This is a genomic window from Kytococcus schroeteri (assembly GCF_002847825.1).
In the GTDB taxonomy this organism is placed as follows: Bacteria; Actinomycetota; Actinomycetes; order Actinomycetales; family Dermatophilaceae; genus Kytococcus; species Kytococcus schroeteri.
Window position 1 is genome coordinate 26083 of sequence record NZ_PKIZ01000004.1, and the last position, 17162, is coordinate 43244.

A 17162-nucleotide genomic window follows, 5' to 3' on the forward strand; every position below is an offset into this window, starting at 1 on the left:
CTCCTTCGGTCGGCCGGCACGCGCGGTGCCGGGAGGGGTGCCTGCGGGAGGCGGTGCCCTGCACGCTAGGAGCCGGCCGTGAGGGCGCCATGAGCCGCGGATGAGGATCCCCTCATGCAGGGGCGCGCCCGCTGGGGAGTCGGTCACGGCCCGGCAACGGGGCGGTGTGCGGTCCCGGTGGCCGTGGCACAGTGGTCCCCACTGTGATGCCCCTCACGTCCTCAGGAGGACCCATGCCCGCTCCCGCCGCGCTCTCCTACGTCTCCGGCACCTCGGAGCTGCCGCTGCTCGGCCAGACCATCGGTGACAACCTCGACGCCACGGCCGCCCGCTTCGGCGACCGGGACGCCCTCGTCGAGTGCGCCACCGGGCGCCGCTGGACCTACGCCGAGTTCGTGGCCGACGTGGACCGCCTGGCCAAGGGGCTGCTCGCCCGGGGGCTGGGCGTCGGCGAGCGCATCGGCATCTGGTCCCCCAACTGCGCGGAGTGGACGCTGCTGCAGTACGCCACCGCCAAGGTGGGCGCGGTACTGGTCAACGTGAACCCGGCCTACCGCGAGCACGAGCTGGACTTCGTGGTGCGGCAGTCCGGCATGCGCTGGCTGGTGAGCGCCGTGGAGCACAAGACGTCCCAGTACAAGGCGATGGTGGAGCGTGTGGGGGCCAAGATCCCCGAGCTCGAGGAGGTCGTCTTCATCGGGGAGGAGTCCTGGGACGCGCTCGTGGCGGCGGGCGACGGCATCGACGACGCGGCGCTGGCCACGCGCCAGGGCGAGCTGGGCGCGGACGACCCCATCAACATCCAGTACACCTCCGGCACCACGGGATTCCCCAAGGGCGCCACCCTCAGCCACCACAACATCCTCAACAACGGGTACTTCGTGGGTGAGCGCGTGCACTACACGGAGGCCGACCGCATCTGCCTGCCGGTGCCCTTCTACCACTGCTTCGGCATGGTGATGGGCAACCTCGCGGCCACCAGCCACGGGGCGTGCATGGTGATCCCCGCCCCGGCCTTCGACCCCGTGGCCACGCTGCGCGCGGTCTCCGAGGAGAGGTGCACCAGCCTCTACGGCGTGCCCACCATGTTCATCGCCGAGCTGGGGCTGCTCGACAAGGGTGAGGAGGAGTTCGACCTCTCGGCCCTGCGCACCGGCATCATGGCCGGCTCGCCCTGCCCGGCGGAGATCATGCGCCGCGTCATGAACGAGATGAACATGGCCGAGGTGGCCATCTGCTACGGCATGACCGAGACCTCGCCGGTGTCGCTCATGACCATGTCCGACGACGACGTGGCGCACCGCACCGAGACCGTGGGACGCGTCATGCCGCACGTGGAGGTCAAGGTGGTGGACCCGGTGACCGGGCGGCCGGTACCCCGCGGTGAGACCGGTGAGCTGTGCACGCGCGGGTACTCGGTGATGCTGGGCTACTGGGAGCAGCCGGAGAAGACCGCCGAGAGCATCGACGCCGCGCGGTGGATGCACACCGGGGACCTGGCCGTCATGGCCGAGGACGGGTACGTGGCCATCACCGGGCGCATGAAGGACATGGTGATCCGTGGCGGGGAGAACATCTACCCGCGGGAGATCGAGGAGTTCCTGTACCAGCACCCCGCGGTGCAGGACGTGCAGGTGATCGGCGTGCCGGACGAGAAGTACGGCGAGGAGCTCATGGCCTGGGTGGTGCTGCGCGAGGGTGCGGAGACGGTCGATGCCGATGCGGTGCGGGAGTTCTGCACCGGGCAGCTGGCGCACTACAAGATCCCGCGGTACGTGCACGTCGTGGAGTCCTTCCCGATGACGGTGACGGGCAAGGTGCGCAAGGTGGAGATGCGGGAGAAGGCGCTGGCGATCCTGGGGTTGGAGAAGCGCTGAGCCGGGTGGCCCTGTGGGCGGGTGTCCACAGGGCCGGGCGGTTGGCCGGGTGCAGGCGGGTGCTCGTCCACATGTTCGGGTGAGGGTCTGCGGATACTGGCTCACATGTACTACTCTTGGTGCATCGCGTCGGACGGGGGTCTGGCGGGTGGGACCTGGGGAGGCACGGTGGCACCACGCATCACGGAGGGCGGTGGCGGTCCGATGGGGGCTGTGCCGGCGTTGCGCGGTGCCCGGGAACGGGTGGCTGCGGTGCACCGGGAGCTCGACGGGGTGCTGGCGGAGCTTGCGGCGCTCGGTGACGGCCCGGGCGTGGCCGTCGAGGAGCTGCGAGCGCTCGACGATGAGGTCTTCCGGGCCCGCAACCGGCTCGAGGCGGTGCGCTTGCGGATCGCTGGGCTGGCCCGCCGGGAGCGCGAGGCCGGCCGGTCCCACCACCTGGACGAGGGGCAGTTCCTCGGACGGGGCGGGCGGCTGGACGGACCCACGGCGGCGCGGGCCGGACGATTGGCGGAGGAGCTCGGCAGCGGAGTGCTGGCACCGGGTGAGCCGGGCCAGGAGTGCACGGCGGAGGCGCTGGACGCGGGGACCATCACGCCGGAGCACGCGCGATCCGTCGCGCAGGCGTTGCGGGACCTGCCGGAGTGGGTGACCGCGGAGGACCGTCGCCGCGTCGAGCGGCATCTCGTGGAGAAGGCCACGCGGCTGTCCCCTCGGTCCGTCCGGGAGGAGGGACGCCGGTGCCTCGCTGCCCTGCCGGTGCCGCCGGAGGTCGTCGACGCCCACGAGGACGAGCTGCTCAGCGGCCAGGAGCGGGCCGCGCACGAGGCGGCGTCGTTCACCATCCACCACGGCCCGGACGGCGTCTCGCACGGCAGGTTCTCCGTGCCCACGCTGCAGGGGCGCCTGCTGGAGAAGGTGCTGGCCTCGCTGAGCGGCCCGCGGCGGCGGGTACGGCCCGGTGCGGGTGCCGAGGGGCGTGGTCGGCAGGGTGCTCCCGGGCAGGGAGTCGACGGTGCGCCGGTGGCTGACCCGCCTCGCGACCGGGCCCCTGAGAACGCTCGCGACCGGGCCGCCGAGCGGGGTCAGGCGCTCGCCGAGCTCATCGACCACCTGCCCACGGACCACTTCGGTGGGCGGACGGCGTACACGGTCATCGTGTCCACCGACCTGGCGGCGCTCCGGGGTGAGACCGACCGGGCGGGCCTCACCGACGTCGGGGAGAAGGTCTCGGCGGGGCAGGTCCGGCGCATCGCCGCCCAGGCGGGGATCGTCCCCACCGTCATGGGCGGGGAGTCGCTGCCGCTCGACCTGGGCACGCAGCGCCGGTTCTTCACCGAGTCGCAGCGGATGGCGCTGGCCCACCTCTACGCGCGCTGTGCGGCCGAGGACTGCGATCGGCCGTTCGCCTGGACGGAGATGCACCACGTGGATGGCTGGTCCGGGCGGAGGGGTGACGGTCCTGCTGGGACGGGGCGCACGGGAGCGGGCCGAGGCCGGACCGACCTGGCCAACGCGATCCCGCTGTGCGGTCGGCACAACCGGATGGTCGAGGACCCACTGGTGGAGCACGTGGTCACCCGGGACGCCGAGGGGCGGGCCACGGTCCGCCTGCGGAGAAGACCACCGGGCCCGCCACCAGGGCGTCGGGGCGACGGGGGCAGGAGTCCAGAATGGGCCGCGTGAACCCCTCCACCGCTGCTGCCCGCGTCCTGGTCGACGAGCTCGTGCGTTGTGGCGTGACCGAGGCGGTGCTGTGTCCGGGGTCGCGGTCGGCCCCGCTGGCGTACGCGCTGGCCGCGACCGACGCCGACCCCGCGGTGCCGCTGCGCCTGCACGTCCGCACCGACGAGCGCACGGCAGGCTTCCTCGCCCTGGGCCTCGCTGTGGCCTCGGGTCGGGTGGTTCCCGTCGTGACCACCTCGGGCACCGCGGTGGCCAACCTCCACCCGGCGGTGCTGGAGGCCCACCACCAGGGGGTGCCGCTGCTGGCGCTCACCGCGGACCGGCCGCCGGAGCTGCGGGGCACCGGGGCCAACCAGACCACCCACCAGCCGGGTCTGTTGCGGGACGTGCGGCTCGCGGTCGACCTCGGCACGCCCGGCGCGACGGCGGGCACCGCGGGAGTGGCGGGAGTGGACGGTGCCGTCGACCCTGCCCAGGTCGCGTCGTGGCGCACCGCCGTGGACCGGTGCGTGTCAGCCGCCACCGGCGCCCTCGGCGGCGCCGCCGGGCCCGTGCACCTCAACGTGCCCTTCCGCGACCCGCTCATGCCGCCGGTGGAGGTCGCCACGCACCAGGTCACCGACGCGCCGGCGGCTGACGTGATGGCCGGTCGGCCGGACGGAGCGCCCTGGACGGCGGTGGACGGGGCGGGGGACGTCTCGCCGGAGCAGGTCCAGGAGGGGACACACGTCGCGCTGCTGCCGGACGGCCCGGAGCGGACGCTCGTCCTGCTCGGCGACCTGGGGCGACCGGAGCTGGCCCGGGCGGTGCAGGCCGGTGCCCGGGCGCGGGGGTGGCCAGTGGTGGCCGAGCCGTTCGGCCGGTTCGGTGTTGACGGTGCCGTGCCGTTCGGGATCCGCGTGCTCGACGACGAGGGCTTCCTGGCCGACCACGCGCCGGAGCGGGTGCTCGTGGTGGGGCGGCTGACGCTCCACCGGTCGGTGGGACGCCTGGTGCGGCGCGACGGTGTCGTGGTCGAGTCGGTGACCGCCGGCACCACGTGGCCGGACCCCGGCCACCGCGTGCAGCGGGTGCACCCCCTGGTGCTGGGGGAACCTGGCGACGGCGCCTCGAGGGTTGGGCTGTCCGGCACCGCGGCAGAGGGCTCGGACGGCGCCTGGGCGACCACCTGGCGGGCCGCCGGTGAGGCTGCCGGCGCGCTCGCGGCCGGGGGACCGGTCCGGTCCGATGACGCGGTGGGAGGTGCCGGCGCGGCGTCGGGGCTGACCACGGCGAGCGCGGCTGCCGTCGTCGCCGAGGCCACGCAGGGTCTGCTCTTCCTCGGGAGCTCGCGGGCCCCGCGGTCGATGGACCTGTGGACCCCGGGGCCGGGGCCGGGCGTCACCGGCGTGGTGGGCAACCGTGGGCTGGCGGGCATCGACGGGTGCCTGTCGACGGCAGCCGGGTGGGCCCTGACGCAGGGGCCGACCACGGCGCTGGTCGGGGACCTGACCTTCCTGCACGACGCCAACGCCCTGGCGGTCGGGCCGGGGGAGCCCCGCCCGGACCTCACGGTGGTGGTGCTCTCCGACGACGGGGGTGCGATCTTCTCTGACCTCGAGTACGGCCGCGCGCCGTGGCGTGAGGCGCACGGCGAGGACACCTTCCGGCGGGTGTTCACCACGCCCACCGGGGTCGACGTGTCGGCGCTCGCAGCGGCCTACGGGGTGCCCGTGCAGCGGGCCACGAGCGTGGACGGGCTGCGGGCCGCCGTGTCCGACCGGCCGCGCGGCCTCCGGGTGGTGGAGGCCGTGCTGCAGGGCTGAGTGGTGCGGGAGGTGTGAGGTGGCGGGCGGTGCCCGGGGCCCCTGCTGGGTCGGGCGCTGGTGGAGAGCCTCAGTCGCCGGCGAGGGCCGAGCGCATCGGGGCCAGCTTGGTGTGGGTCTCGGCCAGCTCGGCGTCCGGGTCGGACTCGGCCACGATGCCGCCACCGGCCCACATCCGCAGCTGCCGCGGGTCCTCGGGCAGCACCCGGCCACAGCGCAGGGCCAGGCCCATGTCGCCGTCGCCGCGGGCGTCCATCCAGCCCACCGGGCTGGCGTACCGGCCACGGTCGCGTCCCTCGAACTCGGCGATGAGTTCCTGCGCCGCCTCCCGGGGCGTGCCGCCCACGGCCGCGCTCGGGTGCAGCGCCCCGGCCAGCTCGAGCACCGTGGTGCCCGGTTCGGCCCGTCCGTCCAGATCGCTCACCAGGTGGAACAGGTTGGGCAGCGTGAGCAGTGCCGGCGACCGCGGCGCCACGACGGCGCTGCACAGCGGCGAGAGGCGCTCCACCACCGAGTCCACGGCGAACGCGTGCTCCGACAGGTCCTTCCGGCTGGCCAGCAGGGCGTCAGCCGCGCGCTGGTCGTCCTCCACGTCGGCCGCCCGGGCCGCCGTGCCCGCCAGCACCCGGGAGAACACGTGCCCGGCGTCCAGGCGCACGAGCATCTCCGGGGTGGCACCCACCAGCCCGTCCACGGCGAACGCCCAGGTGTCGGGGTAGTCGCCCACCAGCCGGGTGAGCAGCCAGCGCAGGTCGATCGGCTCGGCGGCGGTGGCCACGACGTCGCGGGCCAGCACCACCTTCTGTGCCCGCCCCTGCCGGATGGCGTCCACGCACCGCTGCACCACGTCCGGCCAGCCGGCGTCGGGGGTGTCGCCGGGCTCGTCCACGATGCCGGTCGGGCGCCGCGGGGCGGGGGACTCCGGCGGCAGCCCGGTCACCGCGGTGGACGAGTCCACGGCAGCACCGTCCACGGGAGCACCGTCCGCACCGGCACCAGCGGTGGCACCACCTGCGGCACCGTCGTCGACGACACCCTCTGTGGCCCGGCGGATCCGGGTCACCCACGCCACGTCGCCCTTGCGGCCCACGACCACCTCGGGCACCACGAGCGCCGACCCGGCCGGGGAGTCGTCGCGGAAGGCTGCCGACGCCCAGGTCACCAGCCCCGCACCGCGCGGCAGGGCCGGCTCCCCGGAGGAGCCGTCGGGGGCATCGCCCGCCCGGGCCGCGTCGTCCACCGGAGTCGCATCGCCCGCCGGGGCCGCGTCCCCCACCCAGGTCGTGCCCTCGTCCACGGCGGCCTCGACGACCGCCTGCCACCACCGGCTGAGCAGCTGCCAGCGATCGGGGCCGGCGTCGGTCACGGTCGCGGTGGCCGCCCGTCCCCAGCCGACCATCCCCTCACGGCGCCGCACCCAGGCCACCACGTCGCCGGCGGCCACCTCGGGCACCACGCGGCCGAGCCCGACGCCGTCGGCCGGGTGCACCTCGGTGCGGACCACGAGCCGCGGCACCGGCGGCAGGGACGGGGACGGAGTGCTGAGGGGGGTGTTCATCGCCGGTGAGCGTAGCCACCGGTCCGCCCGTCGCCACCGGAGGTGGCCACCACCGCCTGCCCCGCCCCGGGGTGGGAGACTGGCCCCATGAGCCGCGCCAGCCTCGCGAAGGACCCGTCCCACGTCTCCGAGATGTTCGACGAGGTCGCCCCTCGCTACGACTGCACCAACGACATCCTCTCGATGGGGCAGGCCCGTCTCTGGCGTCGCGCCGTCACCCGGGCCGTGGCACCCCGACCGGGCCTGCGCGTCCTCGACCTGGGCGCCGGCACCGGCACCTCCAGCGAGCCGCTGGCCGACGCCGGCGCCGACGTGGTGCCCGCCGACTTCTCCGAGGGCATGCTCGCCGAGGGCCGTCGTCGCCGCCCGGACCTGCCCTTCACCCGGGCCGACGCCATGGACCTGCCCTTCGAGGACGCCTCCTTCGACGTCGTGACCATCAGCTTCGCCCTGCGCAACGTGGCCGACCCGGCCGTCGCCCTGCGCGAGATGGCCCGCGTCACCCGCCCCGGCGGCCGCCTCGTGCTGTGCGAGTTCTCCACCCCCACGCTCGCGCCCTTCCGGGCCGTCTACGAGCGCTACCTCATGAAGGCGCTGCCCGCCATCGCCGGCCGGGTCTCGTCCAACCCGGAGAGCTACGAGTACCTGGCCGAGTCCATCGAGGCGTGGCCCGCCCAGGCCGGCGTCCGTGACCTGGTGGTCGGCTCCGGCTGGACCGACGTGCGCTGGCGCAACCTCTCCGGTGGCGTGGTGGCCCTGCACACCGCCCAGCGCGCCGACGTCCCCGCCCTCGCGCGATACTGACCCCCTGCACGACCATCCCCCTGCAGGGACCCGCCCCGCCGGCGGCCTGCAGACCCGGCCGGCAGGGTGACCTGCCCGGCCCGCCGCACCCCGACACGCACACCCGAGGACTGACTGTGGAGAACGCCCGCCAGCACGCCGTCGACGGCGTCGCCGCCGGACTGGAGCGGGTCGACACCCTGCTCCACGAGGTCGTCCGCCACGACGACCCGTTCATCGCCGAGGCGTCGGCCTACCTGCTCGAGGCCGGGGGCAAGCGCTTCCGCCCCCAGCTGACGCTGCTCGTCTCCCACCTGGGGCAGGGCGTCACCGACGAGGTGGTCAAGGCCGCGGCCGCCGTGGAGCTGGTGCACCTGGCCTCGCTCTACCACGACGACGTCATGGACGAGGCCGAGCTGCGCCGTGGGGTGTCCAGCGCCAACGCCCGCTACGGCAACGCCACCGCCGTGGTGGTGGGCGACCTGCTCTTCGGGCGGTCCTCCGCCCTGGTCTCCGAGCTGGGCCCCGATGCGGTGCGCCTGCAGGCCGACACCTTCATCCGCCTGTGCGCCGGCCAGATCCGCGACGAGCGCCCCGTGCCCGAGGGCGTGGACCCGGTGGAGCACCTGCTGGGCGTCCTCGCGGACAAGACCGGCGCCCTCATCGCCGCCGCGGCCGAGTACGGCGCCCGTCTGGGTGGCTGCGACGAGGCGACGGTGCGGCTCATGGCCGAGTTCGGGGAGCGGCTGGGCCTGGTCTTCCAGCTGGCCGACGACCTGCTCGACGTGGCCTCCGACGCCGAGGAGTCCGGCAAGACGCCCGGCACGGACCTGCGCGAGGGCAAGGCCACCCTCCCGGTGCTCTTCGCCCGTCGCAGCACCGACGACGAGGGCGCCCGACTGCGGGAGCTGCTGGCCGGCCCGGTGGTCGAGGCCGACCTTCCCGAGGCGGTGGAGCTGCTCCGCGCCCACCCGGCCCTGGCCGAGGCCCGCGCGTACACGCTGCGCTACGCCGAGGACACCGCGGCCGTGCTGGACCCGTTGGGCAGCAACGAGGTCACCGACGAGCTGCGCCGCCTCGTGCGCGCCGTGGCCGACCGCGTGGCCTGAGCCCCGCCGGCACCCACACCGCGACGCCGCCACCACGACGTGCAACGGCCCGCCCCCATCGGGGAGCGGGCCGTTGCCGTGCGAGGGGGGATCAGCCGAAGAGCGAGCCCACGCGCGACTGGGCGGAGCCGAAGGCCGAGCCCGAGGCCACACCGGTGTCGACGATCGGGCCGGGGGCGTCCTTGGTGCGCTTCACCTCGACCACGCCCGGGCGCGGGAAGCCGTCACCCTTGTACGGGAACTGCGAGAACACGTTGGTGGTGCTCGCGCCGTCGATCTCGCCCGGGTGCTGCACGGCGACGAACACCGAGGTGTTGTCGGTGGACACCAGCGGGCCGGAGCACTCGGCACCGGTGGGCACCGAGAGGAACTGGGTCAGCAGGCCCATGTTCTCGCCGGCCACCGGCATCGCGTAGAGGCCGTCGCAGTGGCCCAGGGTGCCGGGCATGCCGTCGGTGGAGATCCACAGGTTGCCGGCCTTGTCGAAGGCGACGTTGTCCGGGCAGGAGATGGGGGCCACCATCGACTTGTCGTAGCCGTTGAAGTAGGTGGTCGGGTCGGTGGGGTCACCGCAGATGAGCACCAGCTTCCAGGTGAACTTCGTGCCGGTGTGGTCGCCGCCGGCCTCGGTGATCTCGATGACCTGGCCGTGCTTGTTCTCGGCGCGCGGGTTGGCCTCGTCGATCTCGCCGGGGGCACGCTTGGAGTTGTTGGTCAGGGCGCCGTAGATGCGGCCGTTGACCGGGTTGGGCTCCACGTCCTCGGGGCGGTCCATCTTGGTCGGGCCCACCTTGTCGGCGGCCAGGCGCGTGAGCACCAGCACCTCCTCGGTGGACATGCCCGGCACCACGGACTTGCCGTTCTGGGTCAGCGGGATCCAGATGCCGGAGCCGTCGGAGACGCCGTCCTCGAAGCCGTCGCCGGAGAACTTGGCCACGTAGAGGTCGCCGTCCTCGAGCAGCGTCATGTTGTGCTGCTTGTTGCCCTCGACGTACTTCTTGCGCGAGACGAACTTGTACATGTAGTCGAAGCGCTCGTCGTCGCCCATGTAGGCCACGGCGTGGCCGTTGGCGGCGATGGTGACGTTGGCGCCCTCGTGCTTGAAGCGGCCCAGCGCGGTGTGCTTGCGCGGGGTGGCGGTCGGGTCCATCGGGTCGATCTCGATGATGTAGCCGAAGTGGTGCAGCGCGTTGTTCTCGTTGCGCAGGTCGAAGCGCGGGGCGGCGTCCAGGAAGTAGTTGGACAGCTCGTCGGCGCTGGTGACCACGCCGTAGCGCTCGTACTCCTCCTGGGCGGCGGCGTTGTCGGCGTCGCCGAGGAAGTAGCCGTTCCAGTTCTCCTCGCCGGACAGGATGGTGCCCCAGGGGGTCACGCCACCGGCGCAGTTGTTCATGGTGCCGAAGGCGTTCTTGCCCTTCGGGGTGGCCTTCGTCTTGAGCAGGTCGGAGCCGGCGGCGGGGCCGGTGAAGGCGAACTCGGTGTCCAGGTGGATGCGGCGGTTCACCGGGGAGTTCAGGTCGCGCTCGTAGAAGTCCTCGGCGGAGGCGCGCTGCAGGGCCGTGATGGTCAGGCCGTGGGCGGCCAGCAGGACGGCCTGCTGGTCGGCGGTCGGGCGCGCGTCGGCCAGGCCGTCGAACATGAGCTCGGGGTTGACGTACTCGTTGTTGAACGAGAGCACGGCGGTGTTGTCGCCGGTGGGGATCACCGAGACGAAGTCCGCGTTGTAGCCGGCCTGCTGCTTCTGCGCGGCCTCGGACTGGTTCTTGATGTCGAACGCCGGGGCGTCGGGGGTCAGCGGGTCGCCCCAGTTGCACAGCGGGTTCCAGGCGAAGCCCTCGGGCACCTTGAACTCGTCCACCTCGGCCGGGGTGGGGGCGATGCCCTTGAAGCCCAGCGGGCCCTCGGAGGCCTCGGCGATGTCGGCGGCCACGGCCGGGGTGCGGGTGTCCGCGGCGGCGAAGGCAGCGGCGGTGGCCAGGCCCAGGCCACCGGTGATGAGCACCTGGCGGCGGGAAGCGCCCTCGGCCACGACCTCGGCGAAGGTCTGGTTGTCCGAGGTGTTGGGCACCGGGCGCGCACACGCGTTGTTGCAGCGGTAGTGGCAGGTGACCGCCTGGCGGCCACCGGTGATCGGCGAGTTCAGGATGGGCAGCAGGCGACGTCCGTCGTTGCGCATTTCGAGCCTCCGCAGGGGATCAGAGAGGGTGGTTGGGGGCAGGTAGCCCTCGCGCGATCCTAGGAAGCGCGCATGGAGGAGCGGTGTTCGCCCGGTGAACTCCCGGTGACGGCTGCGTGGCCGATGGGGGAACGTCGCCGTGGTCGCCCGCAGCCGGTCCCCGCGCCGCGCCTCAGCTGCCGCTCAGGCCCCCGGCGGCCCGCGCCAGCCGGTCGTGGCGGCGCCGGCGCCCGGCGGCCACCACGGTGTCGGTCATGAGCACCACCAGGGCGCACCACACCATCGCGAACCCGATCCAGCGGCTCACCGAGAGGTGCTCGCCCATCACCAGCACGCCCACCAGCAGCTGCAGCACCGGGGTGAGGAACTGCAGCAGGCCGATGGTCACCAGGGTCACCCGGGAGGCGGCGGCCGCGAAGAGCAGCAGTGGGATGGCCGTGGCCACACCGGCCGAGGCCAGCCACAGCATGTGGCCCACCCCGTGGCCGGTGAAGGTCTGGTGCGTGGTGGTGGACCCCGTCGGGGAGGTGCCGAGCCACACGAGGATGCCGGTGGCCACCGGCAGCAGCGCGACGGTCTCGGCGGTGAGCGAGTGCAGCGCCGGCACCGAGGCCCCCACCTGCTTCTTGAGCAGCCCGTAGGTGGCGAAGCTCAGCGCCAGGGCCAGCGAGATCCACGGCGGTTGGCCGTAGTCGACGGTGAGGTACACCGCGGCCGCTGCGGCGATGCCGACCGCCACCCACTGCCAGCGGCGCAGGCTCTCGCGGAGCACCACCACGCCGATGACGACCGTGGCCAGCGGGTTGAGGAAGTAGCCCAGGGCGGCCTCGGTGACGTGGCCGGTGGTCACCGCGGCCACGTAGATGGTCCAGTTGACGCCGATGGTGAGGCCGGCGGCGGTCATGGCCAGGGCCCGACGGCGGGTGCCCAGGACGCCGCGCAGCGCGCCGAGCTGGCGGGTGGCGGCCAGCAGCACCAGGCAGAAGAGCAGCGACCAGACCACGCGGTGGGCGAGGATCTCCCACGGCCCGGCCGGGGCGAGGGCGGCGAAGTACAGCGGGAAGGCGCCCCAGAGCAGGTAGGCGCCGAAGCCGTACAGCACGCCGCGGCCGGCAGCCGGCGAGGGCGTGCCGGCGGGGGTGGCCGCTGCGGGGTCACCTCCCGTCGGCGCCGCCGGGGCGGGGGTGGGGTGGGTGCTCATCGGGGGGTCCTCCTCTCACGGCGCAGGTCGACCACACTGACGGCCAGGGCCACGGTGGCCAGGGCGACGATGGTGAGCAGCGCGGTGCGGAACGCCACCGACCACGACTGCCCCGCATCCAGGACGGCGAACAGTACGCCCGGCACCAGGGCGGTGCCCACAGCGGTGCCGATGCGCTGCCCCAGGGACATGAGCCCACCGGCCACCCCGCCCTGCCGGGGATCCACCGCCTGCAGGGTCAGCGTGGTGTTGGGGCTCACCACGCACCCCTGGCCCGCGCCCACCAGCGCGGCGGCCGCGGCGCAGGCCCACCACGGCACCCGCCCGGACTCCACCAGCGGGGTGAGCGCCACGAGCAGCAGCAGGGCGCAGATCACCACGAGGAAGCCGCCGATGACGAGCCGCCGCCCCCAGCGCAGCACGTGGCGCCCTGCGAACTGGGCGGAGAGGCCGGCGCCCACCGACGAGGGCAGCAGCACCAGCGCCGCGGCGAACGCACTGTGGCCCAGGTGCATCTGCATCCACAGCGGGATGACCAGGAAGATGCTCGTGGCCCCCACGAAGTGCACCGACACCACGGCGATGCCGTTGCGGAAGGGCTCCACGGAGAACATGCGTGGGTCCACCACCGGGGAGCCGCCGCGGTCCCGGTAGCGGCGCTCCCAGACCACGAAGAGCGCGGCCAGCAGCATCCCGACCGGCAGGGGCGCCCAGGCCGCGGGGCCGCCCCGCTCCACGAAGGGCACCATCAGGCACAGCACCGTGGCTCCCAGCAGCAGGGTGCCCACGGGGTCCAGGTCCGGGCGCGTCCCCACCGAGGCGCGGTCGTCCGGGGCCCACCGCGGGGCGAGGACGAGCACGGCCAGCCCCAGCGGCAGGTTGAGGGCGAACATCCACCGCCACCCCGCCTCGGGGCCGAGGGCCTGGATGAGGAACCCGCCGAGCACGGGACCGACGGCGGTGGCCAGCGCCACGGTGGTGGCCATGGCCGCGAACGCGCGGGCGCGCTGCTCGCCGCGGAAGTGCTGCTGGATCAGGCCGATGGTCTGCGGGTTCACCAGGCCCGAGCCGAGCCCCTGCACCACCCGCGCGGCGTTGAGCACCCCGGGCGAGGGGGCCAGCGCGGCCACCAGCGACCCGGCGGTGAAAAGCGCCACGCCCCAGCCCAGCAGCCGTCGTCGCCCGATCTGGTCGCCCAGCCGCCCGGCGGGCACCAGCAGCAGCCCGAAGGCCAGGGCGTAGCCGGAGACCACCCACTGCAGCTGGGAGCTGCTGGCCCCGAGCGAGTCCCCGATGGGGGCCAGGGCCACGTTCACCACCGAGACGGCCACCAGGGCCATGAAGGTGGGCACGAGCAGCACCACCAGGAGGCGCCACCCCTCCGCGCGCTCGGTCGGGGCGGAGGGGGAGGTCGTCACCCGGGCAGTGTAGGAGCGGGGCCGCGCGGTGCCCCGGGGTGGGAGGATCGCCCCATGCACCGACACCACAACGGGCTCAAGACCGTGATGCTGTTCGGCCTCATCTGGGCCCTCTTCCTGGGCCTGGGGGCCGTCGTGGGCGGGGGCCGGTTCATCTGGCTGTTCGCCGTGTTCGGCCTGCTCTCCACGGCGTACACCTACTGGAACTCCGACACGCTGGCCATCCGTGCCATGCGGGCCCGGGAGGTGGGGCCGCACGAGGCGCCGGCGATGCACCGCATCGTCACCGAGCTGTCCACGGCCGCCGGCCAGCCGATGCCGCGCCTGTACGTCTCGCCCACCATGGCGCCCAACGCGTTCGCCACCGGCCGCAGCCCCTCGCACGCGGCGGTGTGCTGCACCGCCGGCATCCTCGAGCTGCTCGACGAGCGTGAGCTCCGCGGGGTGCTGGGCCACGAGCTCATGCACGTGTACAACCGCGACATCCTCACCTCCGCGGTGGCCTCGGCCATCGCCGGCACCATCACCTCGGTGGCGCAGATGATGATGTGGTTCGGCGGCGGGCAGGGGGAGAACCGGCCCAACCCGCTGGTGATGATCGCGATGGCGCTGCTCGCCCCGCTGGGGGCCACCGTCATCCAGCTGGCCATCAGCCGCACCCGCGAGTTCGACGCCGACGAGGACGGCGCGCGGCTCACCGGTGACCCGCTGGCCCTGGCCAGTGCGCTGCGCCGCATCGAGTCCGGGGCGTCGGCCCGCCCGCTGCGCCCCGAGCCGCGGGTGGAGACCGTCAGCCACATGATGATCGCCAACCCCTTCCGCGGGGCGGGGGTGGCGCGACTGTTCTCCACCCACCCGCCCATGGACCAGCGCATCGCGCGGCTGGAGGCGATGGCGGGGCAGCGCCTGGGCTGAGGGGCGCGGCCCCCGTCCACATCCCCCGTGACCTGCGGCCGGGTCTCGGGGCAGGATGGCCCCCATGCCCTCGCTGACCCGTGACGAAGCCCAGACCCGTGCCGCGCTCGTCGAGGTGGTCTCGATGGACGTGGAGCTGGACCTGACCACCAGCTCGCGCACCTTCGAGTCCGAGACCACCATCGTCTTCACCGCCGCCGCGGCCGAGCCCACCTTCGTGGACCTCAAGGCCGTGGACGTGCACGAGGTGGAGCTCAACGGCGTCGCGGTGGAGCCGGCCACGGTGGTCGACGGGCGCCTGCCCCTCACCCCGGCGCAGGGCGAGAACACGCTCGTGGTGCGCGCCACCATGCCCTTCTCCAACGACGGGCAGGGCCTGCACCGCTCGGTGGACCCGGCCGACCAGCGCGAGTACGTCTACGGCCACCTGTTCCTGGACGCCGCGCCCAAGGTGTTCGCCTGCTTCGACCAGCCCGACCTCAAGGCCCCCTACGCCGTGGTGGTCAAGGCGCCGGACGAGTGGGTCGTCACCGGCAACGGCGACCCCACCCACGAGGGCGGGGGTGTGTGGCGCCTGGCCACCACCAAGCCGCTGTCCACCTACTTCGTCACCGTCTGCGCCGGCCCCTACGTGCAGCAGCGCGACACCTGGCGCGGACCGGACGGCCAGGAGGTGCCGCTGGTGGTGCACACCCGCGCCTCCCTGGCCGAGCAGCTCGAGGCCCAGGCCCCGCAGGTGTTCGAGGTCACCCGCCAGTGCATGAGCTTTTTCCACGAGCTCTTCGGCATCGACTACCCGTTCGGGGAGTACCACCAGGTGTTCGTGCCGGAGTTCAACGCCGGTGCCATGGAGAACCCCGGCTGCGTGACCTTCCGCGACCAGTACGTGTTCACCGGCGCCATCACCCGGCAGGACCTGCTGCTGCGCTCCAACACCATCGCCCACGAGATGGCGCACATGTGGTTCGGCGACCTCGTGACCCCGGTGTGGTGGGACGACCTGTGGCTCAACGAGTCCTTCGCCGAGTACATGGCCCACCGTGCGCTGGTGGGGGCCACCGAGTTCACCGAGGCGTGGGTGGACTTCGGCATCGGCCGCAAGCCGTGGGGCTACGCCGCCGAGCGCTCGCCCTCCACCCACCCGGTGGCCGGGGCGCCGGCGCCGGACGGCGACACCGCGCTGCAGAACTTCGACGGCATCAGCTACGCCAAGGGCGCCTCGGCGCTGCGCCAGCTCATCGCGTGGATGGGGGACGAGGCCTTCGTGGCGGGCGTCCGCGACCACCTGGAGGGCCACGCCTACGGCAACGCCACGCTGGCGGACTTCCTCGGCTCGATGGGGCGCGCGTCCGGCCGCGACGTGCAGGCCTGGGCGGCGGCCTGGCTGGAGACCGCCGGCCTCGACCGCATCGCGGTGGAGCTCACCACGCGGCAGGACGCCGACGGGCTGCCCGTCATCGACACCGCCACGGTGGTGCGCCAGCAGCCCACCGGTGAGGTGTTCACCCGTTCCTCGGGGGAGCCGGCCGGGCGCCCGCACGCCCTGACGGTGGCCGGGTGGACCGACGGCGACCGCGCCTGGCAGGTGGACGTGGAGCTCGACGGCGACCGGGTGGAGGTGCCCGAGCTGTCCGGCCGCCCCGTGCCGCGCCTGGTGGTGCCCAACGCCGCGGACACCACCTGGGCCACCGCGGTGCTCGACGAGGACTCGTGGGCGGCGCTGCCCACCCAGCTGCCGCAGGTCACCGAGCCCGTCACCCGCGCGATGCTGTGGGCGGCCCTGTTCGACGGCGTCGCCGAGGCCACCGTGGACCCGCGCCACCTGGTGGAGGTCTTCGTCCACGCCTTCCCGGCCGAGACCGACGCGTCGGTGCTGGCCATCTCCGGCGGGTACACCCAGCGGGCCGTGCGCACCATGGTGCCGGCAGCGGAACGCGAGGGGCTGCTGGAGCGCATGGCCGCCGCCGGCCGCGAGCGCCTGCGCACCGCCGAGCCGGCCACCTCCGCCGCCTGGCTCGGCGCGCGCGTGGTGGCGGTCTGCTCCACCGACGCCGAGGAGGTGCGCCGCTGGGCCCGGGGCCAGGCCCTGCCCGAGGGCCTGGAGGCCGACCACGAGTTCCGCTGGTTCGCCGTCAAGCGCCTGGCCCAGCTGGGGGCGCTGGACGGTGAGGTGGAGCTCATGGAGGGCCACGACGGTTCGCTGACGGGGCGTCTCTCGGCGCTCACCGCCCGCGCCGCCGAGCCGACGCCCGAGGCCAAGCAGTGGGCCTGGGAGCAGCTGGCCGGTCGGGACTCCGGCCGCAGCAACTACGAGCGCAACCACCTGGCGCAGGGCTTCTGGTCCTCCGGCGACGACGCCCTGCTCGAGCCCTACGTGGAGCGCTACCTCACGGACGTGCCGGCGCTGTCCGGCGTCCTCGGCGAGGACGCGCTGGCCCGGGTGGCGCAGCTGGCCTTCCCGCTGCCGGTGGCCACGCAGCGCACCGCCGACGCGGTGGACCGCGTGGTGGCCAGCGGGCTGCTCTCGGCCGCGGTGCGTCGCAGCATGGTCGACCAGCGCTCCGTGCTCGGCGAGGTGCTGGCCAGCCGGGAGCGCTTCGGCGGCTGAGGCAGGGGCCGCCGGGGCCGGGGACC

General features: G+C 73.9%; 11 protein-coding genes. 7 read left to right on the forward strand and 4 right to left on the reverse strand.

Features of this window, described 5'->3' with window-relative positions; all coding sequences use genetic code 11:
* Nucleotides 1-233 precede the first annotated feature (233 nt).
* The 3 genes from CYJ76_RS02955 (at nucleotide 234) to menD (ending at nucleotide 5368) form a co-directional block, all read left to right on the forward strand.
* Nucleotides 234-1877: an AMP-binding protein gene (locus CYJ76_RS02955; protein WP_101849213.1), complete on the forward strand. Its 1644-nt coding sequence runs from the start codon at nucleotides 234-236 to the stop codon at nucleotides 1875-1877.
* 204 nt (nucleotides 1878-2081) lie between these two features.
* Nucleotides 2082-3563: an HNH endonuclease signature motif containing protein gene (locus tag CYJ76_RS02960; RefSeq protein WP_101849214.1), complete on the forward strand. Its 1482-nt coding sequence runs from the start codon at nucleotides 2082-2084 to the stop codon at nucleotides 3561-3563.
* Nucleotides 3560-5368, forward strand: a complete 1809-nt coding sequence (gene menD / locus CYJ76_RS02965) for a 2-succinyl-5-enolpyruvyl-6-hydroxy-3-cyclohexene-1-carboxylic-acid synthase (protein WP_180802191.1) — start codon at nucleotides 3560-3562, stop codon at nucleotides 5366-5368. Before CYJ76_RS02960 ends, menD begins: the two co-directional genes overlap by 4 nt.
* Nucleotides 5369-5438: 70 nt before the next feature.
* Here the strand turns inward: menD and CYJ76_RS02970 are convergent, their stop codons facing one another.
* Nucleotides 5439-6926, reverse strand: coding sequence for an isochorismate synthase (locus tag CYJ76_RS02970; RefSeq protein WP_101849216.1), 1488 nt, complete (start codon nucleotides 6924-6926; stop codon nucleotides 5439-5441).
* An 87-nt stretch (nucleotides 6927-7013) separates the two neighbouring features.
* Here CYJ76_RS02970 and CYJ76_RS02975 point away from each other — a divergent pair, with 87 nt between their 5' ends.
* On the forward strand, nucleotides 7014-7730 hold the full coding sequence (locus tag CYJ76_RS02975) for a demethylmenaquinone methyltransferase (protein ID WP_101849217.1): 717 nt from the start codon (nucleotides 7014-7016) through the stop codon (nucleotides 7728-7730).
* Nucleotides 7731-7846: 116 nt separating this feature from the next.
* Entirely contained in the window at nucleotides 7847-8818 is a 972-nt protein-coding gene (locus CYJ76_RS02980) for a polyprenyl synthetase family protein (RefSeq protein WP_070705329.1), read from the forward strand.
* A gap of 91 nt (nucleotides 8819-8909) precedes the next feature.
* Here CYJ76_RS02980 and CYJ76_RS02985 read toward each other — a convergent pair whose 3' ends face one another.
* The 3 genes from CYJ76_RS02985 to CYJ76_RS02995 all read right to left on the reverse strand — a co-directional run bounded on the left by CYJ76_RS02985 (nucleotide 8910) and on the right by CYJ76_RS02995 (nucleotide 13613).
* Complete coding sequence (locus CYJ76_RS02985; protein ID WP_070705328.1) at nucleotides 8910-10994, reverse strand: PhoX family protein; 2085 nt, start codon at nucleotides 10992-10994, stop codon at nucleotides 8910-8912.
* Between the two features lie 172 nt (nucleotides 10995-11166).
* Entirely contained in the window at nucleotides 11167-12195 is a 1029-nt protein-coding gene (rarD, locus tag CYJ76_RS02990; RefSeq protein ID WP_083323586.1) for an EamA family transporter RarD, read from the reverse strand.
* A complete protein-coding gene (locus tag CYJ76_RS02995; protein ID WP_070705327.1) occupies nucleotides 12192-13613 on the reverse strand; it encodes an MFS transporter in 1422 nt (473 codons plus the stop codon). Before CYJ76_RS02995 ends, rarD begins: the two co-directional genes overlap by 4 nt.
* Before the next feature lie 54 nt (nucleotides 13614-13667).
* Here CYJ76_RS02995 and htpX point away from each other — a divergent pair, with 54 nt between their 5' ends.
* Nucleotides 13668-14528: a zinc metalloprotease HtpX gene (gene htpX / locus CYJ76_RS03000; protein WP_070705326.1), complete on the forward strand. Its 861-nt coding sequence runs from the start codon at nucleotides 13668-13670 to the stop codon at nucleotides 14526-14528.
* Nucleotides 14529-14592: 64 nt separating this feature from the next.
* On the forward strand, nucleotides 14593-17136 hold the full coding sequence (pepN, locus tag CYJ76_RS03005) for an aminopeptidase N (protein WP_101849218.1): 2544 nt from the start codon (nucleotides 14593-14595) through the stop codon (nucleotides 17134-17136).
* Nucleotides 17137-17162 lie beyond the last annotated feature (26 nt).

Excerpts from the sequence above, each read along its gene's own strand:
- CYJ76_RS02955 (WP_101849213.1), top strand. The coding sequence starts at position 234 with ATGCCCGCTCCCGCCGCGCTCTCCTACGTCTCCGGCACCTCGGAGCTG.
- CYJ76_RS02960 (WP_101849214.1), top strand. The coding sequence starts at position 2,082 with ATGGGGGCTGTGCCGGCGTTGCGCGGTGCCCGGGAACGGGTGGCTGCG.
- CYJ76_RS02970 (WP_101849216.1), bottom strand. The coding sequence starts at position 6,926 with ATGAACACCCCCCTCAGCACTCCGTCCCCGTCCCTGCCGCCGGTGCCG.
- CYJ76_RS02975 (WP_101849217.1), top strand. The coding sequence starts at position 7,014 with ATGAGCCGCGCCAGCCTCGCGAAGGACCCGTCCCACGTCTCCGAGATG.
- CYJ76_RS02985 (WP_070705328.1), bottom strand. The coding sequence starts at position 10,994 with ATGCGCAACGACGGACGTCGCCTGCTGCCCATCCTGAACTCGCCGATC.
- rarD (WP_083323586.1), bottom strand. The coding sequence starts at position 12,195 with ATGAGCACCCACCCCACCCCCGCCCCGGCGGCGCCGACGGGAGGTGAC.
- htpX (WP_070705326.1), top strand. The coding sequence starts at position 13,668 with ATGCACCGACACCACAACGGGCTCAAGACCGTGATGCTGTTCGGCCTC.
- pepN (WP_101849218.1), top strand. The coding sequence starts at position 14,593 with ATGCCCTCGCTGACCCGTGACGAAGCCCAGACCCGTGCCGCGCTCGTC.